This window comes from Streptomyces sp. NPDC048507 (assembly GCF_043199995.1).
Lineage (GTDB): Bacteria > Actinomycetota > Actinomycetes > Streptomycetales > Streptomycetaceae > Streptomyces.
Map to the genome: position 1 here is coordinate 1,065,311 of NZ_JBICWZ010000001.1, position 24,889 is coordinate 1,090,199.

Below are 24,889 nucleotides of genomic sequence, written 5' to 3' on the forward strand. Positions count from 1 at the left end.
TTCGAGGGTGAATCCGGTCAGTCCCTTCCCCCGGTCCGGCAACTGGTCCGAGCTGCCGCCCGCCGCCGGCGCGGCCGTCATGGCCACCGGGATCGTCTCGGTCGCGATGCACCTCGCCGGGTACGAGGCCGCCTCGTTGGCGACCCTGGCGCTCGCCTGTCTGCTGTGGCTGGTGCTCGCCTGCGACTTCGGGAACCGGCTGTTCGGTGAGCGGGCACGCTTCCGCGCCGAGGCGGACACCCCGGCCGCGTTGACCGCCGTCGCGGCGACCACGGTCCTGGGCACCCGGCTGTCCCTGCTCGGCCTACAGTCCCTGGCCGCGGCCATGCTGCTGCTGGCCGTCGTGCTCTGGCCGCTCCTGCTCACCGCCGTCGTACGGCACTGGAGGCGCCGGATGCCGGGAGCGGTGTTCCTCGTCTGCGTCGCCACCCAGGGCCTCGCCGTCCTCGCCGCCACCCTGGCCGTCGCGACCGACGCCGACTGGCTCGCCGAGACGGCCCTGGCCGCCTTCTGCCTCGGCCTCCTGCTCTACCTGGAAGCTCTGCTCCGCTTCGACTTCAGCCACGTACTGGAGGGCGCCGGAGACCACTGGGTGGCGGGCGGCGCGCTCGCCATCTCCGCACTCGCCGGCTCGAAACTGACCGCCTCCACCGTGTGGACCGGCGCCGCGCACGAGGCGCTGCGCACCGCCACGCTCGTGACGCTGGCCCTGGCACTGGCCTGGTACGCGGTCCTGATGGCCGCCGAACTCCTCCACCGCAGGCCCGGCTACGACATCCGGCGCTGGGCCAGCGTCTTCCCGCTCGGGATGACCGCGGCCGCCTGCCTGTCCACCGCGCCGGCGGTGGAGATCGGCTGGTTGCGGCCGCTGGGCGAGGTGCTGCTGTGGATCGCGGTGGCCGCCTGGCTCTGGACGGCGGCGGCGTTCACCCGGGCCTGGACCCGGCCGGAGCAACCGCACCCGGCCGCCTGACGCCGCCGCCTCACCGCCCGGGCCGTCCCCGCCAGGGCCCCGGCCCCGCCCGGTCCGTCCCGTTCCGCTCCGTCAGAAGCTGTAGGCGGCGCCCAGGGAGGCGAACTTCTCGCCGCGCTCGCGCATCCGCCGCTCCGAGTACTCCACCAGCCACGGCTTCTCGGCGAGCTGGGCCGCCACCTCCTCGGCCACCGCACGGGCCCCCTCGGCCTCCCGGATGTCCAGGCGGTCCATCATCAGGTTGTCGTGCAGATAGCGGTACAGGACCAGATCGGACAGCCCGTGCGGGTTGAGGGCGGCGCGGATGGCCCGTTCCCGCCGGGCCGGCACGGCCGTGAAGCGCTCGTGGTCGCGGGGGAGGGGGCCCGGTACGCCGTAACCGGCGGAGCCGGTGAACTCGACGCGGACCCCGTTGAACCAGCCGACCCGGACGCCCTTGCGCAGGCAGAAGTTGAAGGCCTCCGCGAGCTTCTCGACGATCGGCTCCCCCCGGTCGTTCAGCGAGGTGTTGCACAGCATCGGTACCCCGGTCGCCCCGTGGAAGGCGGTCAGCAGGGCGTGGAGGGCCGGGTTCTGCTCCGCCGTCACCGACTGGACGCGGGCCGAGTGGTCCAGGTGCGCCACGGCCGGGATCCGGTCCCGCACGGCCCCGCGGATGGTGAAGGTCTCCAGCATGTACGGGGACGGCCGGCTGTTCTCGAACCAGTCCGCCAGGTGCTCCTCCAGCACCACCGGGGCCACCGGGCGCCACCACTGCCGTTCCTTGAGCCGGTTGAGCTCCTCCTTCGCCGCGTAGGTGGTGGGGTCGGCCAGCAGGCTGCGGTTGCCGAGAGCGCGCGGGCCGATCTCGGACCGGCCGTGGAACCAGACGACGGGTCCCGCGCGCAGGTCCCGCACCGCCGTGGCCAGGTCGGCTTCGCCGGCCGCGGCCACGAACGGGGCGTGTGCGGCGAGGACCTCGTCCAGGGCGGTGTCCGCCCCGCCGAGGTAGGGGGTGGGGAAGCGGAAGTCGAAGCGCCCGCCGGGGCTCTTCTTGCGGAACGCGGCCAGGGCCATGCCGATGGACTGCCCGTCGTCCCCGACGCAGGGCGGCGCCAGCAGCCGCCGGAAGCCGTAGGTGTCCATCAGGTGGCTGTTGGTCGGGCAGTTCAGCGCGTACCCGCCGGCCAGGGCCAGGGTCGTCTCCGCCGGGGCGAGCCCGTAACGCTCCAGCGCCTCCTCGACGTTGCGCTCCATGATCCGCACCGAGATCGCCTGGACCTCCTTCATGACGGCCCCCGCGAAGGACTCCTCGTCGGTGAACTGCGGGTCGCGCACCAGGGTGTCGGCGACCTGGCGGGCGATCTCGTCGAGCGCGGCGGCCGGGACGGTCATGGAGGTGATGTCGTCGAAGGCGTACCGCCCGAGGACGGCCTCCCGGTCGCAGCTGCCGTGGGCCTTGGTCGCCCCGGCCAGGGCCATGAGGGTGCCCTCGCGCTGGTGGAAACGGTCCTTGGCGGCTCCGTAGAGGGGGCCCGGTGACTGGACCGGGAAGACGCTCATCTCCCCGCCGCGCACGACGCAGCCGGTGAACCACTTGTCCGTGATCGCGCGCTCGACGACGAAGTCGGGGCCGCGGTCCACGGCGAACCCGAGGACGGTCCCGCCGTGGAAGACATCGCTGTCCAGCAGGACGGCACTGTGGAGGTGCGCGAGGCTGTGGTAGGCGAGCGCGGGGTGCTCGGCGCCCAGGTGGTAGTCGTCGACGGTGTCCAGCCCGGGCGTTCCCCAGATCTCCACCATGTCGGCCCGGGACAGTCCGTGCTCGGCGAGCCGGGCGTCCACGAACTCCTCGAGGTGGTCCTGGTCGAGGAAGGGGGTGCGGTGCTGCTTCTGGCCGCTGATCCGCTCGACCTCCCAGTGCGCCAGGAGGCTGACCCGCGGTCCCTCCTTGTGCCACAGGGAGAGGTTCGCGTCGTGGCGGTAGGTCACGTTCAGTACGCGTTGCAGGCCGACCGGGTTGACGTAGGCGGACAGGTAGTGGCCGTCCTTCATGGGCTCTCCATCGGGGTGGGCGGGAGCCGCCGGCCGGGCCGGCGCGTGCGGGCGAGGACCACGCCGTAGCCGCCGCCGGGGCTTTCGAAGGCCTCGCTCAGGGTCCAGCCGGAGGGTGCGAGGAGTTCTTCGAGTTCGGGCAGGGAGCAGTACAGGTAGTCGAAGTAGGGTCCGGCGAGGGCCCCGGAGCGGATGCGGATGCGCAGCTGGCCGGCCATCCGTCCGGCCCGCCGGTTCGCCTCGTGGTAGTCGGTGTGCACCCGGCCCGTGGAGGCGTACGGGTCCCGCCCGGTGGCCAGGAGCCGGGCCCCGGGGGCCGCCACCCGGGCGAACTCGGCGAGGGTGCTCGCGGCCCGGGCCCGGCCCCCGAGCAGGCCGAGGTTGGCCCCCAGCGCGAGGAGGGTGTCGAACGCGCCGTCCCCGCAGGGGAGTTGTTCGGCGTCGCCGAGCAGGGCGGGCAGCGCCCGCTCGCGGCACACCGCCACCGCGCCGGGGGAGGAGTCGACGGCGGTGACGTCCAGGCCCTCCCCCCGCAGGTGCAGGGCGTGCCGCCCGGCCCCGCAGCCGATGTCCAGTACGGCTCCCCGGGCGCGGGCGGTCAGCAGCCGCTCCCGTTCGGGCCAGTCGTCGAAGGGGGCGAAGTACTCGGCGGCGTCGCAGACCCCGACGAACCCGTCGGAGCGCTCGATGACCTCGAAGACCGCGCCGGGCTCCGCGCGGGTGGCCCAGCAGCGGCGCAGCAGGTGGCCGATGGCATCGCCCGCGACGGGTTCCGCGTGTGTGAGGGGGGCTTCCATGACGGTCCTCCGCGGACGGGATCAGGCGAAGGTGAGGGCGCCTTCGCGCGCGAGGCGACGGCACAGCAGGACCAGCGAGTCCGCGTCCAGGTCGGTCCCGAGCGTGCCGGGCGTGAAGGGCCCCTCCGTGGACGCCAGCGCGATGAGGGCCTTCTCGGTGTGGAGCGGGGTCCTCAGCTCGCGGCGCCCGAAGACGGTGTGCACCCGCTGCTCACCGCTGCGCACCCGCAGCCGCGCGGTGCGGCGCAGCGGGCTGGCCGCCGTGATGCCGTCTGCGGCGGCGAGGGCCGAGAAGCGGCCGGTCGCGAGGGTGCGGGGCGGCGGCAGGGCGGATTCCAGGTGCCGGTCGAGCAGGGCGCTCACGTCGGTGTCCGCGAGGGAGGCCGCGAACCGGGCGAGGGCGGGCCCGATCCGCTCCGCCATCTCCGGGGCGCCGCCCCGGGGCATCGGGATCGGTCCGCTCAGCCCGCTCTCCCCGCAGAACCGCTCGAAGGCCAGCTCCAGCAGACGCCGGGCGACGGCGTCGTACCGCGGGACGTTGAACTGGACGGTCTGGTGGACGGAGAGGCCGCCGTCACCGGAGGTCCTGGCCATGTGCGGGGTGCCTTCGGGGACGTAGAGCATGTCGCCGGGGTGCATGGTGAGGGTGCGCACGCCCGCGTCGGGGTCGTTCTCCCGTTCCCACAGGGAGGGGTGGATCTCCCAGTGCTTGGTGCCGTGCGTCTGCATGACGATGATGTCGTGCGGGTCCGCGTGCAGCGAGAAGGCCTGGGAGCTCGGCGGGGTCACGAAGAGGATCACCCCGCAGCGCAGGTGGGTCTCGTCCTCGAACTGACGGCACATCGCGCGCAGCGCGGGGACGTACTGGTCCACCTGGTTGAGCGTCAGGGAGGCCCCGGCGGCCAGGTGCTGGGCGACCTTGACGGGATCGGGGGAGCCCTCGGAGGCGAGCGTCATGATGCGCCGCACGTCGGCGGTGCTGCCGACGCTGCGCGTCCTGGGCTGCTCGCCCACGCTCATGTACGTGGAGGGGGGCAGGTTGCGGCCCATGCTGCACACCCAGAGCTGGGAGACGCGCAGGGTGCGCGAGTCGATGAGCTCGTCGATGTCCTCGATGCCGAGCAGGCCGGAGATGTCGGCCACGCCGGTCCGGTGGAGGGGGCGCCGGCCCCAGGAGTCGCCGATCGTGCGCACCAGTTCGGCGGCGACTTTGGTGCCGGGCGGGTAGCCCATCGGGCCCAGGACCGCGTCGTCCGACGGTGCGTCGACGGTTTCGAAGTCTGTCTCTGCGAGTGGCTGCTGCACGGCCCCTTCTTCCACTTCTTCCACGGGTCGGCCCGGTTCCGGAAGGACTGCGGGGGCGTGCCCGGCGCGCCGCTGCGGGCCGGGCACGCGCAGGGGTGCGGTGGCCCCGGGGGGCCACCGCACCGTCCGTCACTCGTCGGTGTAGGACGCCGACTCGTGCGCGATCGTCGTCGGTACGGCCTCGTCGAACAGGTCCTCCGACGCCTCGATGGCGTTCTCGGTGTTCATGACGTTTCCTCCCTCGATATATGTCGCGAAGCGGATCGAAATAACGTGTCACTTCGCATCGGGATGCCCCCTGCCGGACCGCGGATGAGCACGCCCGTCGGGTGGCTCGACACTTCGAACGTAACAACGGCATGTCTGCGGGGTCAATGGCCAAATCCCTTGGGAGCTCCTTTCGGACATCCGCGGAGATGATCGGTCGAACCCGGGCGCGAGGTGGGTGCAAGAGAATTCAACAAACGTGGTTTCCGTTCCTTCACGGCTTCTCCCCGCAGGCTCCCCCGGCTGTCCGGACCATCGGTCTAGAGTGTCATGCCGCATATATGCGGTTTCATATAAAATGACCTGCTTGCCCAGATATTTTGCCCATATCTTTCCGCTGCCTCCCCCGGCTAGGCTGCCCCGGTCGCGGCCGCCCGGCCGAGCGGGCGATCCACCGGAGGAGCGGAGGCGAGACACCCAGATGACCATTCACGTTTTCGCAGGGCCCACCCTCGAAACAAAGGAAATCCTGGGAGAAATTGATGACTGTATTGTGCACCCACCGATTCGCCATGGTGATCTGTTTTCCTGCGGTGTGCGACCGGAAGATTTCGTGCTCATTATCGACGGGCTCTACCACGGGCATGAGCCGATTCGGCACAAGGAAATACTGCACGCCATGAGGAACGGCACGGTCGTGATCGGCGCCGCCAGTATGGGCGCATTGCGGGCGGCCGAACTGCATTCCTATGGAATGCGGGGGGTGGGGCGCGTATTCGAGATGTACCGCACCGGTGAGATCGACGCCGACGACGAAGTGGCCGTGTCCCACACCGAGCACCCGGACGGCAGCGCCCTCAGCGAGGCCCTCGTCAACATGCGGCACGCCCTGCGCCTGGCCGGCCGGGAGGGCCTGGTCGACGCCCCGCAGGCGGCGGCGCTCCTGGAGACGGCGCGCGCGCTCCCCTACCCGCGACGGTCCTGGCGGGCCGTATCGCGCGAACTGGCTGCGCGGGGCGGCTCCCCCCGGGACGACGGCGGCCTGGCGGCGGCGGCCGAACGGGTCGGCCGGCTGGCCCGCGAGCGCCCCGAGGAGGTCTCGCTCAAACGCCAGGACGCCCGCGAAGCACTGTGCCGGGTACGTGAGCTGCGCGGATCCCACCCACGGCCGGCGGCCACGGCGGGCCTGTGGACCGCCGACTGGGAAACCGCCTACCTGCACCGCTGGCAGAACCGGTTCACCGGCGAGCGCACGGCCGGCGGTCTGGTGAGCCTCGCGGCCCGCTTCGACTACCAGCGGCTCTTCGGCGCCGACCAGCGCGCGCGCTGGCGCACCCACGTCCTGGCCACCGTCTCGGGCCGCCCACCCGGTACGCCCGCGCGCCTGCTGGAGGACGGGGCGCTGCGCGCCGCCGCCGGACAGGGCCTGGACGCACGGTTGCTGAATGCGGACCGGATTCACGCCTGGGTTCCGGAACGGGAACAAGAAGCAATCGGCGAACGGGAAACCGCCCTGACCCTGCTCATTCGCTCGGCCCGTCTGACGGCCGACCTCCAGAACCCCGTCACCGCGCGTCTGCTCCTTCCGGAACCGGCGGTCCACCACGCCGAGATCGCCGCAAGTCTGGCGACCAACCAGGCAGTTGCCCGATCTGGATATTCCAAGAACACGGACCAGTTGAAGAAAGCGGTACTCCGCGAACATCTCGCAGATGCGTGGGACATGCAGCCGGATTGCGATACGGAAGCACTCGACGCGGCCGCCCGGGACCGCGGATTCACGTCCGCACACGAGGCGGAAGAAGCCCTGCGGCCCTTCTTCCTGAGGCGCCACCAGGAAAACCGGGAGAGCCTCCCGGCGCGGGGAGCGGCCTCGTGAACCCCCTTTCCCCGACCGCCCCGACCGGGCTCAAGGTCTTCACCGCGGGGACCCACCGCGTCCGCCCGCCCGCCCACACCTGGGACCTGATCCGACCCCGCCTCCCGGAGTACGGGATCACCCGGATCGCCGACGTGACCGGCCTGGACGTCATCGGCATCCCCGTCGCCGTCGCCGTCCGCCCCCTCTCGCGCAGCCTGTCCGTGGCCCAGGGCAAGGGGCACACCCCCCTCCTCGCCCGCATCTCGGCCGCCATGGAGGCGATCGAGATGTGGCACGCCGAATTCGCCGGGCCGCCCCCGGTCCACCGCCGGACCCCCGCGTCCGACCTGCGACTGCCCTACGCACTGGGCCTGCTGGACCAGCACGAAGGCAGCCTGCTGCACGACGGCACCCCACTGGACTGGGTCACCGCCACCGGCACGCTCAGCGGCATCCGCGTCCCCGTCCCGCGCGACGCCGTCCGGCTGCGCAGCTCGCTGCCGGGCCGCTGGCGGCCCCCGGGGCTCAGGGTCACCAGCAACGGCCTGGCCTCGGGCAACACCGTCGAGGAAGCCGCGCTGCACGCCGCGTACGAGGTGATGGAACGTGACGCCCTCAGCTCCCTGACCGCCGCTCCCGGGGACCCCCGGGTCCCCTTCCGCGCCGAGACCGTCGACGACCCCCTGTGCACCGGCCTGATCGAACGCATCACGGGCAGCGGGGTCTTCCTCGACCTGGCGTACGTCCCCAACCGCTGGGGCCTCCCCTGCTACGCGGCCTTCGTCTGGAGCGAGGACTTCGCCCTGCTCACCGCCGGATCAGGCGCCCACTCCTCGCCCGGCATCGCCCTGGCCCGGGCCATCACGGAGGCGGTGCAGAGCCGCCTCACCCTCATCAACGGCACCCGCGACGACGTCACCGCCGTCTACGCGCACGTGCGGCGCGGCGCCACCGCCCGGCCCCGGCGCGACCCCGCGGCCCGCGCCCACCACGAACTGCCCGCCGCGCGGGCGCCGCAGTTCGACGACGTCCGCGTCGAACTGCGCTGGGCCTGCGAGCGGCTGGCCGCAGCCGGGGGACACGAACCCCTGGCCGTGGACCTCAGCACCAGCGGGGACTTCTCCGTCGTCAAACTGATCGCCCCCGGCCTGCACAACGGCACCCGCCACGCCGTCCCCCGCCCCGACCACCCCGGCCCGGCCGCCGGATAGCACCCGGCCACGGCCGCCCGGCCACGTACCCGGTCCCGCCCCCAGTCCCGTCCCCAGCCCCGTACCCGCACCGCAGGAGCCCGATGACGACCGCCGAAACCGCCGAGGCAACCGGCACGGCCTGGCGCACGCCCTACATCCGCTACGTGACCGGCCGCGGCATCTCCACCGCCGGAACCAGCCTGGTCAACGTGGTGCTCGCCTTCGCCGTACTGAGCACCGGCGGCGACGGTTTCTCCGTCGGCCTGGTGCTCGGCTGCACGGTGACCGCCCAGACCCTGCTCCTGCCCCTGGGCGGCGTCCTCGCCGACCGGCTCCCGCGGCGCACCCTCGTCGTCACCGGGAACGCCCTGCTCGCCGTGGTCCAGGGCCTGATGGGCGCCGTACTGCTGGCCGGCCCGCCGGATCCCGCCCTGTGGATGTTCCTCGCGGCCGCCGCCGTCACCGGCGCCACGGCCGCCGCCGTGCAGCCCGCCTTCCAGGGGCTCATCGTCCAGCTCGTACCCGCCCGGGCCCTGCAGAGCGCGAACGCCGCGCTGCGCCTCGTGCTCAACCTCGCCCGGATCGCCGTACCCGGCCTCGGCTCCCTGCTCGGCGCCGCCTTCGGCTTCGGCCCCGTCCTGCTCACCGCCGCGGGTGCCTTCGCCGTCTGCGCCCTCGTCCTCGCCGGCCTGCGCACCGGGGACTCCGGGGGACCGGGGCGGTCCGGCGGCTTCTACGCGGGCGCCCGCGAGGGCTGGGCCGCCTTCCGCAGCCGGCCGTGGATGTGGGGCTACGCCCTCTCCGGGACGCTCGCGGTGCCGCTGTGGATGGCCGGATACCAACTGCTCGGCCCCCTCGTCCTGTCCGGCCGGCCGGCCGGGGCGCAGCACTGGGGCTGGGCGGTCTCGGCGTTCTCCGCCGGGATGGTGCTGGGCTCGCTGATCGCCCTCCAGTGGAAACCCCGCCGCGTGATGCTCGCCTGCGTGCTCGTCCAGCTGGTCTGGCCGCTGCCGCTGGCGGCCCTCGCGTACGGCGCCGACCTCATCAGCCTGCTCGCCGCGATGCTGGTCAGCGGAGCCAGCCTGGAACTGGCCGTCGTCTTCTTCGAGACCGCCAAGCAGCAGCACGTGCCGGAGGCCCTCATCGGCCGCGTGACCTCACTGACGATGCTCGGCGAGACGGCCCTGGTCCCCCTCGCCTACCTGCTGGCGGGCGGTGCGGCGGACCGGGCGGGCTCGACCACCATGATGTGGATCTGCTGCCTGGGGATCCTCGTCGCGACGGTGGTCCTGCTCGCCGTGCCCGGGGTGCGCGGCCTCACCTCCGTGCGGCCGGCGCCCGGGGAACGCGGCTGACCCGTCGCCGTCGGCGTCGCCGTCGGCCCGCCCGCGCCTCAGGCGCCCGGGTGCACCCCGCGCAGGGTGGCGAGGTCCGGCCCGGGGAAGCGGGTTCCGGTGATCGCGTCGGGCACCGGACTGCCCGCGACGAGGCGGAAGGGGACGTGCCCCGCCCACGCCTCGACGCCGTCGTCCTTGGGCTCGTCGCGGGCGAACCCGGCGCGCACCTTGACGGAGAACTCCTCGATGGGCAGCGAGAGCACCGCGGTGTGGACGGCCTCGTCCGGACCGGCCGGCCGGGCCGCGTTCGGACCGGTCAGCCGCCCCGGGACGATGCCCTCCACGATCCGGTTCAGCAGCTCGGTCCGCTCCCGCACGTCCTCGATCACCGTGGCCCGTCCGTACAGCATCACGCAGCGGTAGGAACCCGAGTGGTGGGAGGAGGCCCGCCCCAGGATCAGTCCGTCCAGCAGGGTCACGGTGACGCACACCTCGATCCCGGACCCCATCGAAGCCATGGCCCGCCCGTGCGCCGAACCGTGCAGCAGCAGCCGGTCCCCGTCGCGTGCGTGCAGGGTGGGGATCACGACGGGGCCGTCGTCCGTGGTGAATCCGACGTGGGCGACCAGCGCCTCGTCCAGGATCGCGTACGCCGCCTCGCGGTCGTGGGTGACCCGCTCCGGGTAGCGCCGCCCGGTGGTCCGCTCCGTAGGTGCCATGGGGGAAACCTACGGCCGCCTCCCGGGGGCCACCGCCCGGGGCGTCCAGGAGGAGTAACGGCGGGCGGCCCCGGGAGCGTTCCCCCGGGTCAGCCGCCCTGGCCGGCGCTGCCGATCGGGCCGACCTTCACCGAGGAGCCGGAGCCGTCCGTGACGGGCAGCGTGGCCGCGCCCGGCCAGGCGAGGGTGACGGACTTCGTCTCGCCGGGCGGCGTCACGACCAGCCCCGTGATGCGCACGCCGGAGCCGCCCGAGGTGTTCAGCGGGTAGGTGATGCCGAAGGACACCGACGTGGCCTTCATCAGCGTGGTGGAGCCGGCCTTCTGGCCGGTGCGCTGCGCGGACAGCGAACCGGCGCTGGTCTTCAGGTCGACGCCCGCGTACTCGGCCAGCACGCAGTCCCCGCTGCCGTGGTTCTTCAGCGTCACCGCGACGGTTCCCTCGGCGTCGCCGCCGACGGTGCTGTCCATGGCCGTGATCGTCAGGTCGTCGGTGCGGCACTTGCCGGTCTTGCCGCTCCCGGCGGCCCCGGTCCCGGCCGCCGCGCCCTTCCCGTCGGAACCCGCACCGCCGGTGGCCTTCCCGCCGCTCTGGTCCGCCCCGGCGGAGGCCGCGGCTGACGAGGACGAGGACGGAGACGACGACGCAGCGGTGGCCGGGGACGACGGAACGCTCTGCGCCGCACCGTCATCGCCGTTCTGACAGGCCGTGAGGGATAAACCGGCGGCAACGGCCAGGGCGGCGAAGGACAGCTTGTGAACGCGCATCGTTTTCATCCTCGGGGTCGGTCGGCGGGGCCGGGCGCCCGGTACGGGGCCGGCGCGAGCGGGTGTTCGTGATCATCAAGAGGTGCCCGGCCCGGTGAACCGTTCCGCCCGGCGGCCCCCTCATACATTCCTGTTACACGCACGCCCGCACTGGGACACACCCGTGACGCGGCGGATCTTGACCGCCGCCGGGGGCCGGGACCGTGCGCGACGCCGCGAACGGGCGGTACTAGGCTTCCCGCCATGGACGGACGGGGGGCCGGGACGCCCTGGCACGTGTGGGAAGGCGTACCGGCGGGCCGGGAGGAGATACCGGGCCTGCTGCGCCGGCTGGTGACCCCCGGGCAAGCCGGGCCCGCCTGGGAGCGGTTGGAGCAGAAGCTGGGCTGGCAGGACACGGCCCCCCACTTCGCACCCACCGCGGCCCGGCTCTTCACCCTGCTGCCGGAGCTCGACGTGCTGCGGCGTGCAGAGGTGCTCGACTTCCTGGCACGGCGCGGACACGGCGCCTGCCGCAGCTCCGCGGGCGTGCACCGGCCGGCCTTCACCGTGTTCACGCACGGCTGGCCCCCCGTGCTCCCGCTGCTCACCGACGGGGCGGCCGCCGTACGGACCGGCGCCGCGCGGCTCCTGCGCGCGGTCCGCTGCGCCGACCCGCAGGCCCTCGACGCGCTGCGCCGGCAGGCCGCCGTGGAGGAGGATCCGACGGCGCTGGCCGCGCACCTGCTCGCGGTCGGCAGGCTCGTACGGCTCCCCGGCGCCGGGTACGGCCCCGGGGCCGAGCGATGGTTCAGGCCCTGGATGGAGCACGAGGACCCGCTCGTACGGCTGGCGGCCGCCAAGGGCGTGCTCCGGGCCGGACGTCCCGCGGGCCCGGCCGGCCCCGACGGTCCGCCGGACGCGCGCCGCGCCGCCGGGGCGGGCCGCACCGTCGCCGCGGCGTTCGCCGAGCGCGGGAGCGACGCGCTGCCGGACGTACCGTGGTGGCCGGGCGGCCATGCGGTGGCCCGGCGCTTCGCACGCCTGCTGGCCCCCCACCCGCAGGAGGCGGCGGCGCTGGTGGAGGCACTGGCCCACCACCCCCGGGCCGAGCTGCGGGAGGCCGCCCTGGTGACGGCGGACGCCCGGCTGCGGTACTGGCGCGATCCGGCGCCGCGGCTGTGGGACACGCTCGCCGCGGCCCTGGACGACGAGACGCTGGCTCCGGCGGCACTGACGGCCTTCGCCCGGTCGGGGACGCGGGCGACCCCGTACGCGGACCGGCTGGTCGACTACGTCCGCCGCCGCGGGGACGACGGCCGCTCCCCGTACGCCGCCCACGCGGTCATGGCGTTGACCGGGGCGGGCGACGACCGGGCGGCGGCCTGGTACGGGGCGCGCTGCGGCGACTACGGACTGCGGGGGGAGGCGGCGGCGCCCGAACGCTGGGCCCCGGCCCTGCTCCCGGGCCTGCGCGAGCTGCTCGTCGCCGGGGCAGGGACCGCCGGGACCGGGACCGGGGGCCGGGCGGAGGCGTTGCGGATCCTGGCGCGGTGGGGACCGGCCGCCGCCCCCGCCGTACCCGAGCTGACCGCCCTGCTGGACACCCCGGTGGCCCGCCCGGCCGCCGAGGCACTGGGCCGGATCGGCGCGGCGGCCGCGCCCGCGGCCCGTTCGCTGGCCGCGCTGGCCCTCGGGGACCGCAAGCCGACGGGGCACGGAGCCCTCCCCTGGCGGGGCGCCCAGACCGCCGCCTGGGCGTACTGGCGGGCCACGGGAGACCCGGAACCGGCCCTGCGGGTGTGCGGAGCGGCCGTCCGGGCCGGCCCGGGGCGCCCCGTGCTGCGCTACCTCGCCGACCTGGGGCCGCTGGCGGCCCCGTACGCCGATGCCGTACGGCCGCTGCTGAGCGCCCCGGGCGAATGGAGCCGGGTCGGCGCCGCGTCCGCCTGGTGGCGGATCACCGGCGACGCGCCCCCGGCCCTGGCGGCCCTGCTGCCGGAGCTGGCACCGCTGGCGGAGCACCACGTACCGCCGCTGGTGCTGCGGACCGTACGGGAACTGGGCGCGATCGGCCGCCCCGCGGCGGCGGCCCTGCCCGCGCTGCGCGCGGTGACGGCCTCGCGCCGCCGCTACGGCGGGGACGTCGTGCGGGACGAGGAACTGTGCGCCGCCGCCCGGCAGGCACTGCGCCGCATTGACGCGCCACTCGCGCCGGACCGGACGGGGGGTCAGGTGGAGAGAGTGGCCAGGGGGTCGAGGCCGTAGGTGCGGGCGTAGCCGTTCTCGGTCCCGACGAGGAGGTCGACGATCTCGAAATAGCGGTCCCAGAAGGGGGTTTCGCGCAGCGCGTCGATGAGGAGCCGGTAGGCGCCGTGGTCGTCGGCCTCCCACATCCAGACGTCGGTGACGCGGGTCGAGTAGAACTCGGTGTCGAAGAAGCGCGACCGGACGCCGGTGGTCTTGGCCTTGATCGCGGGGACGACCCGGGTGGCGAAGGCGTCGGCCCGCTCGTGCGGGGTCATGGCGAGCCATTCGGGGGTGGTCTTGATGAGCATGAACGCGGTGACGGGCGGTGCGGTCTGCACGTCGGACATGAAGGTGGCCTCTCGGGTGCGGGTGCTGGTGCTGGCGCTGGTGAGGTCGGGCATCGTCAGGAGAGGACGGCCGGCTTGAGGGTCCGGGCGCACCACTGTTCGAAGGTGGTGGGGCAGGAGTGGTCGGGGGTGCGGACGACGCCCGCGTCCAGACCCTCGTCCTTGGCCCGCTTCATGTCGACGACGCCCTGGGCGAACGCCGCGTCGAGGCCGTAGCCGAGGAGGGTGGCGTACAGCTCGTCGAACGGCCGGCGCTCGTAGCGGACCGGACGGCCCAGCTGCTCGCTGATGACGCGGGCCACGTCATCGGGGGAGAGGTCCTGCGGCCCGAGGACCGGGACGCTGCCCGTGCCGCTCCACGAGCGCTCCAGCAGGAGGCCGGCGGCGACGGCCGCGATGTCGGCGACGGCGACGAAGGGAGCCTTGCGGCCCGCGTCGACGACGTCCGTGAACACGCCCCGCTCGCGGATCGAGGCGGCCTCCTCCAGGAGGTTCTCGAAGAAGGACCCGTTGGCCAGGGCGCGGTAGGCGACGCCGGTCCCCGCGATGAGGTCGTCCATCGCGAGGGAGGCGGTGACGAGGCCGGCCCGGTCGGCGACCGCGGTGCCGCGGCCCAGCGCGGAGACGCCGACGACGTGGCCGACGCCGTGCGCGCCGAGGGCCTCGGCGGCGGGCCGGGTGAATCCGCAGAAGCCTTCATCCGGGGTCAGGGAGGAGTCCGGGGGGACCAGCCAGAAGACGGCGTCGGCGCCCTCGAAGGCCCGGCCGACGACCTCCGGGTCGCCGTGCGAGCCGACGACGACCTCGACGCGCTCGCGCACCGGGGCGGGGAGCCGGGCGGGGTCGCGGACGACCACGCGCAGTGCCTCGCCGTGGGGGGACTCCAGGAGCAGGGGCAGGAGCCGGCTGCCGATGTTCCCGGTGGGGGCAGTGATGACGATCATGAAAACCTCGTGTGTCGTGCCGGATCGGTACGTCCCTCATCCTGCGGAGCCCGAATTGTTGCCACAATGGGAACTTCAGCACGCAATCATTGCCCAGAATGGAATAACGCCCATGAGCAGCAGCTCAGAGCCGGTCATCGACGCCCATCTCGCCGTCGCGCTCGACGCCCTGCTGGCCGAGCAGAGCGTCACCCGGGCCGCCGCCCGCCTCCACACGTCCCCCGCCGCCATGAGCCGGACCCTCGCCCGGCTGCGCCGTGTCCTCCAGGACCCCTTGCTGGTGCGCGCCGGCCAGCGGATGGTGCCGACCCCCCGCGCCCAGAGCCTGCGCGAAGAGGCCGCCGCGGTGGTGCGCGGCCTGGAGACGCTGCTCTCTCCCGGCGGCGGTGTGGATCCGGCCACCCTGCGCGCCACCTTCACCCTCCAGGCGGCCGACCTGGTGGGCGCGGCGCTGGCCCCCGGGCTGCTGGGACTGGCCCGCAGGGAGGCGCCGGGGGTGTCGCTGCGGTTCCGGGCCGAGGAGCTGGAGGCGGGACCGGCCCTGCGGGAGGGCCGCATCGACCTGGAGGCCGGGTCCATCGACCACGCCGATCCCGAGACCCGCGTCGAGGAGCTCGTCACCCTGCGGATGGCGGCGGCGGTCCGGCCCGGCCATCCGCTCGCCGAAGGGACGCTGACCCCCGAGCGGCTCGCCGCCGCCGACCACGTCGTCGTGAGCCGCCGCGGCCGCTTCACCGGCCCGCTGGACACCGCCCTCGCCGCACACGGCCTGGTCAGACGGGTCACGGTCGTCCTCCCCGGCCACCTGGCCGCGATGGCCCTCGCCGCCCGCAGCGATGCCGTCTGCCTCGTCCCCACCGTGCCCGGCGCCGCCGTCCCCTCCCCGCTGACCGACGTCGCCACCCAATTCGGCCTGCGCCTACTCGACATCCCGCTGCCGCTGCCGCCGCTGACCATCGGCATGGCCTGGCACCCCCGCCACGCGGCCGACGCGGGACACCGCTGGCTCCGCGACGCCGTCCGGCGGACCCTGCGCACCCCCGGCCCGCCGGCGGCGTGACCCCGGCGCCGCCGCCGACGGGACAGAGTGTTCGAGCTGGCTGAAACGTCGCTGGATCAAACCCCAAACACCGTACGGGCCAAGGTCACCGCATCGAGGTAATGCCACCGGATCTCAGCGGAAGATCGTCCGCACCCGCCGTACTGTGCTCGTGGATCTGGAGGGATTGCCCGGATTATCCGACCTCTTTGTTTTCTTCTTTTCCGGTGACGTGCGCACGCGCCGCCCACCGCCCGTACGAAGGAGAGCCCGCCCGATGACCGTGGACACCAGCCCCGAGGCGCAGTTGGAGCCGACGGACCCGGCCCGGCACACCAGCTTGGGCACGGCGGCGGCCCGCAACCTCGCCACCACGACCAAGTCCGCGCCGCAGATGCAGGAGATCACCTCCCGGTGGCTGCTGCGGGTGCTCCCGTGGGTGGAGACCAAGGGCGGTACCTACCGGGTGAACCGGCGGCTGACCTACACCGTCGGCGACGGGCGCATCGAATTCGTACAGGACGGCGCCCAGGTCCGGGTGATCCCCCGCGAGCTCGGCGAACTCGCCCTGCTCCGCGACTTCGACGACGTGGACGTCCTCACCGCGCTCGCCGGCCGGTGCGTCCAGCACGACTTCCGTGCCGGTGAGGTCCTGGTGCAGCGCGGCGCTCCCGCCGACCGGATCCACCTGATCGCCCACGGCCGGATCAGCCAGACCTCCGTCGGCAGCTACGGCGACGAACTCGCCCTCGCCGTCCTCGCCGACGGCGACCACTTCGGGGAGGGCGCCCTCCTGGACGACGGCTCCACCTGGGAGTTCACGGCCACCTCCGAGACCTCGGGCACCCTGCTCACCCTCTCCCGCGCCGACTTCGCGTCCGTGCTCTCCTCCGCGCCCGGGCTGCAGGCCCACCTCAGGCACTTCAGCACGCTCCCGCTGCAACGGCAGAACCGGCACGGCGAGGCCGAGATCGCCATGTCGGCGGGCCACACCGGGGAAGCGGAACTGCCCGGCACCTTCGTCGACTACGAGGCCAACCCGCGCGAGTACGAACTCTCCCTCGCCCAGACCATCCTGCGGGTGCACTCGCGGGTCGGCGACCTCTACAACGACCCGATGAACCAGACCGAGGAACAACTCCGGCTGACCATCGAGGCGCTGCGCGAGCGCCAAGAGTACGAGCTCGTCAACAACCGCGAGTTCGGCCTGCTCCACAACGCCGCCTTCAAGCAGCGCATCCAGACCCACTCCGGCCCGCCCACCCCGGACGACCTCGACGAACTGCTCTGCCGCCGCCGCGGATCCAAGTTCTTCCTGGCCCACCCGAAGGCCATCGCGGCCATGGGGCGCGAGTTCAACGCCCGGGGCCTCTACCCGGACCACGTCGACCTCGGCGGACAGCAGGTGCCGGCCTGGCGCGGGGTGCCGATCCTGCCGTGCGGCAAGATTCCGATCACCAAGGAGAACACCACCTCCATCCTCGTGATGCGCACCGGCGAGGACAACCAGGGAGTCATCGGCCTGCGTCAGACCGGCCTGCCGGAAGAGTACGAACCGGGCCTGTCGGTGCGCTTCATGGGGATCGACGAGCGGTCGATCATCTCCTACCTGGTCACCACCTACTTCTCCGCCGCCGTCCTCGTGCCCGACGCGCTCGGCGTGCTGGAGAACGTACAGATCGCCCGCAGGCGCGACTAGGCCGTCTCTTCCGGATCTTGCCTGACCCGCGCCGCCCGCTTGACCGGCAAGATCCGAAAGAGACGACCTAGGCCCTGCCACTCACTCCCGCCACACCCCCGCCCGCCCCGCGTGCCCGGCCCGCCGGGAGCCCGCACCGGACGCCGCGGCCCCGCCCGTCCGCATCCCGCACGGGCCGCCCGGCCGGGGCCCCGAGGACGTCCCCGTGCGACCGGGAGCCCCCGGGCCGCCCGGCGCGCGGAGCCGGGCGGCCCGACGGAAGAAACGACCCGGCGGCACCGATACGACCGGCGGCCGGGACGCGACACGAGGACCGGACCGTCCCACCACCCCACCAAGGAGCCACGGATGCCCGACCCCGGGCCTTCCCCCCTGCAATCGAGCCTGCCCGGCGCCGCGGCGCGCTTCGGGGCCCACGGTCACGGCCGCGGCGCCGAGGCCCTCGACGCCGTCCGGGCCGCCCCGGGCGACCTCCCCCCGGAGCCCGCGGCGCCCTCCTACTCCCTCCCGTCCACGGGAACCGTCCCCGCGCCCCGCCCCGTACCGCCCCCCGACGCCGCCCCGGCCGCGGAAGGAACCCTCCCCGGGGGCGCCGCCGCGGCGGGTACGGCCGCTCCCGCCCTGGAGCGGCTCCTGCGCGGCCCCAGCGGCCTGGGCACGACCGGACTCCGGTTCGCCCGCGGCGCGCAGCCGCCGCCGGAGCCCGCCACCGCGCAGGCCGACGCACCGCCGGGCCGCCCGGTGCCCGGGCTCTACCACCACCCCGTGCCGGAGCCCGACCCCGTACGGGTGGAGGAGCTCGGCCGGCGGATCAAGGCGTGGGCGGTGGACGAGGTCGAGCTGTTCCCCCCGGACTGGGAGGACCAGTTCGACGGGTTCTCGCTGGGCCGGTACATGGTCGCCTGCCATCCGGACGCCCCGACCGTCGACCACCTGATGATCGCCACCCGGCTGATGGCCGCCGAGAACGTCCTCGACGACGTCTACTGCGAGGACCACGGCGGATCGCCCGTCGGTCTCGGCGGACGGCTGCTGCTGGCCCACACCGCTCTCGACCCCCTCCACACGACGGCGGAGTACCACCCGCTCTGGGAGCGGTCGCTTGAGGCGGACGCGCCGCGGCGCGCCTACCGCTCGGCCATGGAGTACTTCGTCCGGGAGGCCACGGCCTCCCAGGCCGACCGCTACCGGCACGACATGGCCCGGCTGCACCTGGGGTACCTGGCCGAGGCGGCCTGGTCCGAAACGGACCACGTCCCGGAGGTGTGGGAGTACCTGGCGATGCGGCAGTTCAACAACTTCCGCCCCTGCCCCACCATCACCGACACGATCGGCGGCTACGAGCTCCCGGCGGACCTGCACGCCCAGCCCGCCATGCAACGGGTCATCGCGCTCGCCGGGAACGCCACCACCATCGTCAACGACCTGTACTCCTACACCAAGGAGCTCGACAGCCCCGGCCGTCACCTGAACCTCCCCGTGGTGATCGCCGAACGGGAGGACCTCTCCGTTCGCGACGCCTACCTGAAGGCGGTCGAGGTCCACAACGACCTCATGCACGCCTTCGAGGCCGCGGCCGCCGAACTCGCGGCCGCCTGCCCCGTCCCGAACGTGCTGCGCTTCCTGAAGGGCGTGGCCGCGTGGGTCGACGGCAACCACCACTGGCACCGAACCAACACCTACCGCTACAGCCTGCCCGACTTCTGGTAAGGACGGATATCTCTGTGACCAGCACTGAACTGACCATGAACCACACGGCCTCCGCGTTCATCCCCGCCCCGGCCACGCCCTACCAGGGCGACATCGCCCGGTACTGGGACCACGAGGCCCGACCGGTGAACCTGCGCCTCGGCGACGTGGACGGCCTCTACCACCACCACTACGGGATCGGCGACGTCGACCACGCGGCCCTCGGCAACACCGCCGACAGCGGTTACCCGGAGCGGCTGATCGCCGAGCTCCACCGCCTGGAGTCGGCGCAGGCGGAGGTCCTCCTGAACCACCTCGGCGACATCGGCCCGGGCGACACCCTCGTGGACGCCGGCTGCGGCCGCGGCGGCTCCATGGTGATGGCCCACCAGCGCTTCGGCTGCAAGGTCGAGGGCGTCACGCTCTCGGCCAAGCAGGCGGAGTTCGCGAACGGGCGCGCCGGGGAACTGGGCATCGGGGACTCGGTCCGGGCCCGCGTCTGCAACATGCTCAGCACCCCCTTCGAGACGGGCTCGGCCGCCGCCTCGTGGAACAACGAGTCGAGCATGTACGTCGACCTGCACGACCTCTTCGCCGAGCACTCCCGGGTGCTGGAGGTCGGCGGCCGCTACGTGACCATCACCGGCTGCTGGAACCCCCGCTACGGCCAGCCCTCCAAGTGGGTCTCGCAGATCAACGCGCACTTCGAGTGCAACATCCACTCCCGCCGGGAGTACATGCGGGCGATGGCCGACAACCGTCTCGTCCCGCAGGCCGTCATCGACCTGACCCCCGAGACCCTCCCGTACTGGGAGCTCCGGGCCACGTCCTCCCTGGTCACCGGGATCGAGGAGGCGTTCATCGAGTCCTACAAGGACGGCTCGTTCCAGTACGTCCTGATCGCCGCCGACCGGGTCTGACCCGAAGCGCCCCGCACGTCCCGGCCGGGCCCGTCCACCACGGGCCCGGCCGCCGCCGTGCGCCGGCGGGGTCGTCAGGCGATGGGCGGCGCGGGGTCGATGCTGAAGACGGTGTCGGCGCCGGTGACCTTCAGCAGCTGGACGACCTGGTGGGTGGGGGCCGCGAGGTAGAGGGTGCGGCCGTCGGCGGCGGCTTCGGTCCGGGCGGTGAGGAGCGCGTTCAGGCCGGAGGAATCGCAGAAGGTGAGGTGCTGCAGGTCCACGACGACGTCGGCGCCCCGCGCGAGGGCCCGGCGCAGGGTGTGCTGGAGGCTCGGGGCGCGGGAGATGTCCATCTCTCCGTACGGGCGGACAACGATGATCCGGTCGTTGCTCTCGACATCGATGCGGTCCCCCCGCTCGTCGGCCTGCCCCACCGCTGCCCCCTCTGATCCGGGCCTGGTCAGGGCCCCTGCGGCGGGCGTCCGCCCGCCTCTTCCGAGGACGAGGATAGGCGCCCGCCGCAGGTGTCCGCGTCCGGGGCGCCGCCGCGGTGGCGGAGCGGATGCCGGCCCCCGGGGGCGGAACCGGAGCCGTCCGCGTCCCGACCCGGATTCCGGCCTCCCGCGCGGTCCGCCCTCCCGGGACATGTGTTCGGCGGCTCATCGCTCCGGCGTGGCATTGACGGCCGGGCTCAGCCTTCGCCGCCCGGCAGCAGTTCCTTGACCTTGGCCATGGCGTACCCCCACCCCTGGGCCACCGTCGGCTTGCCCGGCACGGCCAGCTCCTCGGGGTTCGTCAGGACGTCCAGCACGACCGGCCCCGGAGTTTCCAGCGCCCGGCGCACCCCGGCGTGCAGCTCGGCCGGGTCGGTGACGCGGATGCCGGTCAGACCCAGTGCCCGGGCCACGGCGGCGAAGTCCGGGTTGTCGAGTTCCGTCCCGAACTCCTCCAGGCCCGCCTGCTCCTGTTCGAGCTTGACCATGCCCAGCCGCCGGTTGTCGAAGACCACCAGCTTCACGGGCAGCCGGTACGTCCTGACGGTCATCAGGTCCCCGAGCAGCATGCTCAGCCCCCCGTCCCCGCAGAAGGCGATCGTCTGGCGGTCCGGCGCCCAGAGCTGCGCCCCGATCGCCTGCGGCATGGCACTGGCCATCGAACCGAGGTTGTAGGAGCCGATGAGCCTGCGGCTCCCGCGCATGGAGACGAAGCGCGACAGCCACACGGTGGCCATGCCGGTGTCCGAGGTGAAGACCGCGTCGTCCGCGGCGAGCGCGTCCACGGCCGCGGCGAGCGCCTCCGGACGGATGTCGTGTTCCCGGTTGTCCAGGGCCGCCCGCAGCTTCCCCACCGGACGGCGGTCGTGCGCGGGGTCGGCCAGCCGCCGCTGCCCGGCCTGCCAGTGCTCGAACCGCTTCCGCGCGTCGTCCAGGTGCGCGCGGTCGGTGGCCGGCTCCAGCCGGGGGAGCAGCGCCCGCAGGGTGGCCCCGACGTCCCCGGTCAGACCCACGTCCACCGGCACGCGCCGGCCCAGGTGCTCCTGCCGGGCGTCGATCTGGATCACCTTGCAGCCGGACGGATACCACTCGCGGTACGGGAAGTCGGTGCCCAGCATCACCAGCGTGTCGCAGTCGTCGAGCGCGTGGGCGGCGGCCGGGTTGCCGATCAGGCCGGTCTGGCCGACCTCGAAGGGGTTGTCCCCCTCGAAGCCCTCCTTCGCCTTGAGCGTCAGCACCATCGGCGCCGCGAGCACCTCGGCGAGCCGCAGCACCTCGGCCTTCGCCTCGCGGGCTCCGCACCCCACGAGCAGCGTGCACTTCGACGCCGAGTCCAGCAGGGCCGCGGCCCCGGCGATGGCGGGGTCGTCCGGTCGGGTGACCGGGGGGTGCCCGAACCCGAAGCGCAGCGGCCGGTCGTCGGGCAGCTCCTGGTCCCCGAGGTCCCCGGGCACGGTCAGCACGGCGACACCGCCCTGTCCGATCGCCGCCCGCACGGCGGATTCCAGCATCCGGGGCATCTGCTCCGGCGAGGTGACCGTGGCCCGGTAGACGGCCACGTCACGGAACAGCAGATCGTTGTCGACCTCCTGGAAGTAGTCGCTGCCCACCTCGGCGAGCGGTACCTGGCCGCAGATGGCGAGCACCGGGGTGCGGCTCTTCGCCGCGTCGTACAGGCCGTTGAGGAGGTGGACCGAGCCGGGGCCGACCGTGCCCATGCACACGCCGAGGGTGGTGGACAGCTGGGACTGTGCGCCCGCGGCGAAGGCGGCCACCTCCTCGTGGCGACAGCCGATCCAGTCCAGGCCGTCGGTGGTGCGGATGGCGTCGGTCAGCGGATTGAGCGCGTCTCCGACGACTCCGAACACTTGCTGGACGCCCAGGTCCTTCAGGGCGTCGACGATCACTCGGGCGACGGTGCGCGTCACGGGTTCTCCTCAGGTTCGGGGGTGTGGACGAGGGGGCCCGCGGGGCCGGCGGGGCCGGTCGCGCGGGAGGCGGTGAAGTCGTCCGGGTCGGCGGCCCGCCAGTCGGCGGCCCAGTCCGCGGGCGCGCTCCCGTCGAGGAGCTGCCCGGGCCCGAGCCAGGCGTACAACTGCGCGTACGAGCGCACGGTGTGCGGGCCGACGCGCTGGCGCAGCATCTCCGGCCGCAGCCGGGCCCGGTCCTCGACGCCCATGGCCGCCATGATCTGCAGGGCGCTCTTGACGGTGGCTTCCTGGAAGCGCTGGACCCGCCGCGTCTTGTCGCCGACGTCCAGGGCGCGGGCGCGCCGCCGGTCCTGGGTGGCGACGCCGACGGGGCAGGTGTTCGTGTGGCAGCGCTGGGCCTGGATGCAGCCGAGGGCGAACATCATGGCCCGGGCGGCGTTGGTGTAGTCGGCTCCCTGGATCAGCCGCTTCACCAGGTCCGCGCCCGTGGCGACCTTGCCGCTCGCGCCGATCCGGACGTGCTCGCGCAGACCCGCTCCGACGAGGGCGTTGTGGACGGTCATCAGCCCTTCGGTGAGCGGCATCCCGACGTGATCGGCGAATTCCAGGGGCGCGGCTCCGGTTCCGCCCTCCGCGCCGTCGACGACGATGAAGTCGGGGGTCGTGCCCTCTTCCAGCATGGCCCTGCACACGGCGAGGAACTCGCGCCGGGAGCCGACGCACAGCTTGAAGCCGACCGGCTTGCCACCCGAGAGTTCCCGCAGCCGGGCCAGGAAGCGGACCAGCTCGCGCGGTGTCGAGAACGCGGTGTGGTAGGGCGGTGACAGGACGGTCCGGCCCTCCGGAACCCCGCGGACCTCCGCGATCTCGGCCGTCACCTTGGCGCCGGGCAGCACACCGCCGATCCCGGGCTTGGCCCCCTGACTGAGCTTGAGGGAGACGCACTTGACCTGCTCGTGGGCGGCCTTCTCGGCGAACTGGTCGGCGTCGAAGTCACCGTCCTTCGTCCGGCAGCCGAAGTATCCGGTGCCGATCTCCCAGACCAGGTCCCCGCCGGGCCGCAGGTGGTACGCGGAGAGCCCGCCCTCGCCCGTGTCGTGGGCGAAGCCACCCCGCTCGGCACCGGCGTTGAGGGCGAGGACGGCATTGGCCGACAGCGAGCCGAAGCTCATCGCGGAGACGTTGAGCAGGGCCATGTCGTAGGGCTTCGTGCACTGCGGGCCGCCGATCCGCACCCGCGGAGGGTCGGTGGGCACCGGCCGGGGCGCCATGGAGGGCACGAGGTACTCGCTGCCGGACAGGTACAGGTCACGTTCGGTACCGAACGGTTCCTCGGCGTCGGTTCCCTTGGCCCGCTGGTAGACGATGCTGCGCGTGTCGCGGTCGAAGGGGCGGCCGTCGAAGTTCCGCTCGACGAAGTACTGCTGGAGCTCCGGCCGCACCGCCTCCAGCGCGAACCGCAGGTGCCCGAGCAGCGGATAGTTCCGCAGCACGGAGTGCCGTCGCTGTACGAGGTCGTGGGCGGCCGCGGCGCTCAGCAGCGCCACCGGCGCGGCCGGCGCCCACCACCAGGGCGAGAGCGTGACGGCGGCGAGGACGAGCAGGGCCGTGGCCAGGCAACCCACCAGGAGGGCGATACGAATCTTCAGCACGTCGTGCGTCTGTCCCGAGGAACGGGCGCCAATCCTCCGGGCCGCGAACCGGACGGGCCGCACGCCCCGCGGCGGCCCGGGGCGCCGCGCCCGCGGGGGACGGCCTACAGTGGCGCAATGCCCCAGCCCGCCCCCGGGCCCGCCCCCCGCACCGGCCCGGAGCCGCTCGACGCCCACGGCGCCGGCGCCTGGAACGCGGCGGCGCTGCGGCTGCTCGGCGACACGTACACCTTCGTGGCCACCGGCCCCCGGCGGCACGGGGACTGGGCGCACGACGTCCGCGCGGTGCTGTACCGGTCGGTCCCCGACCCGCGGGGCTGGCAGGGGCTGGACGCGGACCGTACCGGCCCGGTCCGACGCACGTGGCCCGCCTACCCCTTCGACCCGCCGGACGCGGCGGACCTCGCCGGCCGCCTGTACCCCCTGGCGGGGCCGGCGGCGGTGGCCGCGCTCGCCGTCATGGCCGAGGAATGGCAGTCGGAGCCCGCCCCCGTACGCTCCCGCCCGGACCGCGACGCCCTGCTGGCGGACGCCCGCACCCTCCTGGAGCGGTACGGGCCCGGCGCGCGCTACTGGACCAACGCGACCGCCGCCGCCCGCGATCCGGCCCCGGACTTCCTCGCGGCGGGGCTGCGGGGGACCGAGTCCCGAGGATTCCTCACCTCCGCGTACGTCAACGGCCTCGACCTCTTCGGCGACCTGGGCCTGATCGCGGTCACCGCCGACGAGGTGGGCGTCTTCTGGTCGATCGGCGCGTACTGACGGGCGGC

The 24,889-nt window shown here is 73.6% G+C and carries 20 protein-coding genes; 10 read left to right on the top strand and 10 right to left on the bottom strand.

Annotated elements, in window-relative coordinates; translation table 11 throughout:
* Positions 1-7: 7 nt before the first annotated feature.
* Positions 8-973 carry a tellurite resistance/C4-dicarboxylate transporter family protein gene (locus ACGFXC_RS04910; RefSeq protein ID WP_393709479.1) on the top strand — a complete coding sequence of 322 codons (966 nt, stop codon included), beginning with the start codon at positions 8-10 and terminating at the stop codon, positions 971-973.
* Between the two features lie 72 nt (positions 974-1,045).
* On the opposite strand, the gene ACGFXC_RS04915 is transcribed toward ACGFXC_RS04910, so the two are convergent.
* Genes ACGFXC_RS04915 through ACGFXC_RS04925 form a run of 3 tightly spaced genes read right to left on the bottom strand, consistent with a single transcriptional unit; the run spans position 1,046 to position 5,109 of the window.
* Positions 1,046-3,007: a carbamoyltransferase C-terminal domain-containing protein gene (locus ACGFXC_RS04915; RefSeq protein WP_393709481.1), complete on the bottom strand. Its 1,962-nt coding sequence runs from the start codon at positions 3,005-3,007 to the stop codon at positions 1,046-1,048.
* Entirely contained in the window at positions 3,004-3,804 is an 801-nt protein-coding gene (locus ACGFXC_RS04920) for a class I SAM-dependent methyltransferase (RefSeq protein ID WP_393709483.1), read from the bottom strand. Before ACGFXC_RS04920 ends, ACGFXC_RS04915 begins: the two co-directional genes overlap by 4 nt.
* A 21-nt stretch (positions 3,805-3,825) precedes the next feature.
* Positions 3,826-5,109, bottom strand: a complete 1,284-nt coding sequence (locus tag ACGFXC_RS04925; protein ID WP_393709484.1) for a JmjC domain-containing protein — start codon at positions 5,107-5,109, stop codon at positions 3,826-3,828.
* 688 nt (positions 5,110-5,797) lie between these two features.
* Here ACGFXC_RS04925 and ACGFXC_RS04930 point away from each other — a divergent pair.
* The 3 genes from ACGFXC_RS04930 (at position 5,798) to ACGFXC_RS04940 (ending at position 9,725) form a co-directional block, all read left to right on the top strand.
* On the top strand, positions 5,798-7,195 hold the full coding sequence (locus tag ACGFXC_RS04930; protein ID WP_393709486.1) for a TfuA-like protein: 1,398 nt from the start codon (positions 5,798-5,800) through the stop codon (positions 7,193-7,195).
* Complete coding sequence (locus ACGFXC_RS04935; protein ID WP_393709488.1) at positions 7,192-8,388, top strand: YcaO-like family protein; 1,197 nt, start codon at positions 7,192-7,194, stop codon at positions 8,386-8,388. The genes ACGFXC_RS04930 and ACGFXC_RS04935 overlap by 4 nt, the downstream gene beginning before the upstream one ends.
* A gap of 83 nt (positions 8,389-8,471) precedes the next feature.
* Positions 8,472-9,725, top strand: coding sequence for an MFS transporter (locus ACGFXC_RS04940; RefSeq protein ID WP_393709490.1), 1,254 nt, complete (start codon positions 8,472-8,474; stop codon positions 9,723-9,725).
* A gap of 38 nt (positions 9,726-9,763) precedes the next feature.
* Here the strand turns inward: ACGFXC_RS04940 and ACGFXC_RS04945 are convergent, their stop codons facing one another.
* On the bottom strand, positions 9,764-10,426 hold the full coding sequence (locus ACGFXC_RS04945; protein ID WP_393709492.1) for a pyridoxamine 5'-phosphate oxidase family protein: 663 nt from the start codon (positions 10,424-10,426) through the stop codon (positions 9,764-9,766).
* A gap of 89 nt (positions 10,427-10,515) precedes the next feature.
* A complete protein-coding gene (locus ACGFXC_RS04950) occupies positions 10,516-11,193 on the bottom strand; it encodes a DUF4232 domain-containing protein (protein ID WP_393709494.1) in 678 nt (225 codons plus the stop codon).
* Positions 11,194-11,436: 243 nt separating this feature from the next.
* Here ACGFXC_RS04950 and ACGFXC_RS04955 point away from each other — a divergent pair, with 243 nt between their 5' ends.
* The gene (locus ACGFXC_RS04955) at positions 11,437-13,440 is read left to right on the top strand and encodes a hypothetical protein (RefSeq protein WP_393709496.1); all 2,004 of its coding nucleotides are present in this window, start codon (positions 11,437-11,439) and stop codon (positions 13,438-13,440) included.
* On the opposite strand, the gene ACGFXC_RS04960 is transcribed toward ACGFXC_RS04955, so the two are convergent.
* On the bottom strand, positions 13,404-13,769 hold the full coding sequence (locus tag ACGFXC_RS04960; protein ID WP_393709619.1) for a darcynin family protein: 366 nt from the start codon (positions 13,767-13,769) through the stop codon (positions 13,404-13,406). The two genes, ACGFXC_RS04955 and ACGFXC_RS04960, sit on opposite strands and share 37 nt — an antisense overlap.
* A 56-nt stretch (positions 13,770-13,825) precedes the next feature.
* The gene (locus ACGFXC_RS04965) at positions 13,826-14,713 is read right to left on the bottom strand and encodes an NAD(P)H-binding protein (protein WP_393709498.1); all 888 of its coding nucleotides are present in this window, start codon (positions 14,711-14,713) and stop codon (positions 13,826-13,828) included.
* Positions 14,714-14,825: 112 nt separating this feature from the next.
* On the opposite strand from ACGFXC_RS04965, the gene ACGFXC_RS04970 reads away from it, so the two are divergent.
* From ACGFXC_RS04970 to ACGFXC_RS04985, 4 genes are all read left to right on the top strand, one after another.
* Complete coding sequence (locus tag ACGFXC_RS04970; protein WP_393709499.1) at positions 14,826-15,773, top strand: LysR family transcriptional regulator; 948 nt, start codon at positions 14,826-14,828, stop codon at positions 15,771-15,773.
* Positions 15,774-16,029: 256 nt separating this feature from the next.
* Entirely contained in the window at positions 16,030-17,451 is a 1,422-nt protein-coding gene (locus ACGFXC_RS04975; RefSeq protein WP_393709501.1) for a family 2B encapsulin nanocompartment shell protein, read from the top strand.
* A 348-nt stretch (positions 17,452-17,799) separates the two neighbouring features.
* The gene (locus ACGFXC_RS04980; protein ID WP_393709503.1) at positions 17,800-19,161 is read left to right on the top strand and encodes a family 2 encapsulin nanocompartment cargo protein terpene cyclase; all 1,362 of its coding nucleotides are present in this window, start codon (positions 17,800-17,802) and stop codon (positions 19,159-19,161) included.
* 14 nt (positions 19,162-19,175) lie between these two features.
* Positions 19,176-20,060 (top strand): geranyl diphosphate 2-C-methyltransferase, encoded by an 885-nt coding sequence (locus ACGFXC_RS04985; RefSeq protein ID WP_393709505.1) that lies wholly within the window; start codon positions 19,176-19,178, stop codon positions 20,058-20,060.
* Positions 20,061-20,134: 74 nt separating this feature from the next.
* On the opposite strand, the gene ACGFXC_RS04990 is transcribed toward ACGFXC_RS04985, so the two are convergent.
* From ACGFXC_RS04990 to ACGFXC_RS05000, 3 genes are all read right to left on the bottom strand, one after another.
* Positions 20,135-20,476, bottom strand: coding sequence for an STAS domain-containing protein (locus ACGFXC_RS04990; RefSeq protein WP_393709507.1), 342 nt, complete (start codon positions 20,474-20,476; stop codon positions 20,135-20,137).
* Between the two features lie 257 nt (positions 20,477-20,733).
* Positions 20,734-22,464, bottom strand: a complete 1,731-nt coding sequence (locus ACGFXC_RS04995) for a thiamine pyrophosphate-dependent enzyme (RefSeq protein ID WP_393709509.1) — start codon at positions 22,462-22,464, stop codon at positions 20,734-20,736.
* Positions 22,461-24,119 carry an FMN-binding glutamate synthase family protein gene (locus ACGFXC_RS05000; RefSeq protein WP_393709510.1) on the bottom strand — a complete coding sequence of 553 codons (1,659 nt, stop codon included), beginning with the start codon at positions 24,117-24,119 and terminating at the stop codon, positions 22,461-22,463. The genes ACGFXC_RS04995 and ACGFXC_RS05000 overlap by 4 nt, the downstream gene beginning before the upstream one ends.
* Positions 24,120-24,236: 117 nt before the next feature.
* Between ACGFXC_RS05000 and ACGFXC_RS05005 the strand changes: the two genes are divergently transcribed.
* Entirely contained in the window at positions 24,237-24,881 is a 645-nt protein-coding gene (locus ACGFXC_RS05005) for a hypothetical protein (protein WP_393709512.1), read from the top strand.
* Positions 24,882-24,889: the final 8 nt, after the last annotated feature.

Excerpts from the sequence above, each read along its gene's own strand:
- ACGFXC_RS04915 (WP_393709481.1), bottom strand. The coding sequence starts at position 3,007 with ATGAAGGACGGCCACTACCTGTCCGCCTACGTCAACCCGGTCGGCCTG.
- ACGFXC_RS04940 (WP_393709490.1), top strand. The coding sequence starts at position 8,472 with ATGACGACCGCCGAAACCGCCGAGGCAACCGGCACGGCCTGGCGCACG.
- ACGFXC_RS04930 (WP_393709486.1), top strand. The coding sequence starts at position 5,798 with ATGACCATTCACGTTTTCGCAGGGCCCACCCTCGAAACAAAGGAAATC.
- ACGFXC_RS04945 (WP_393709492.1), bottom strand. The coding sequence starts at position 10,426 with ATGGCACCTACGGAGCGGACCACCGGGCGGCGCTACCCGGAGCGGGTC.
- ACGFXC_RS04970 (WP_393709499.1), top strand. The coding sequence starts at position 14,826 with ATGAGCAGCAGCTCAGAGCCGGTCATCGACGCCCATCTCGCCGTCGCG.
- ACGFXC_RS04955 (WP_393709496.1), top strand. The coding sequence starts at position 11,437 with ATGGACGGACGGGGGGCCGGGACGCCCTGGCACGTGTGGGAAGGCGTA.
- ACGFXC_RS04920 (WP_393709483.1), bottom strand. The coding sequence starts at position 3,804 with ATGGAAGCCCCCCTCACACACGCGGAACCCGTCGCGGGCGATGCCATC.
- ACGFXC_RS05005 (WP_393709512.1), top strand. The coding sequence starts at position 24,237 with ATGCCCCAGCCCGCCCCCGGGCCCGCCCCCCGCACCGGCCCGGAGCCG.
- ACGFXC_RS04975 (WP_393709501.1), top strand. The coding sequence starts at position 16,030 with ATGACCGTGGACACCAGCCCCGAGGCGCAGTTGGAGCCGACGGACCCG.
- ACGFXC_RS04950 (WP_393709494.1), bottom strand. The coding sequence starts at position 11,193 with ATGCGCGTTCACAAGCTGTCCTTCGCCGCCCTGGCCGTTGCCGCCGGT.
- ACGFXC_RS04965 (WP_393709498.1), bottom strand. The coding sequence starts at position 14,713 with ATGATCGTCATCACTGCCCCCACCGGGAACATCGGCAGCCGGCTCCTG.
- ACGFXC_RS04960 (WP_393709619.1), bottom strand. The coding sequence starts at position 13,769 with ATGTCCGACGTGCAGACCGCACCGCCCGTCACCGCGTTCATGCTCATC.
- ACGFXC_RS04980 (WP_393709503.1), top strand. The coding sequence starts at position 17,800 with ATGCCCGACCCCGGGCCTTCCCCCCTGCAATCGAGCCTGCCCGGCGCC.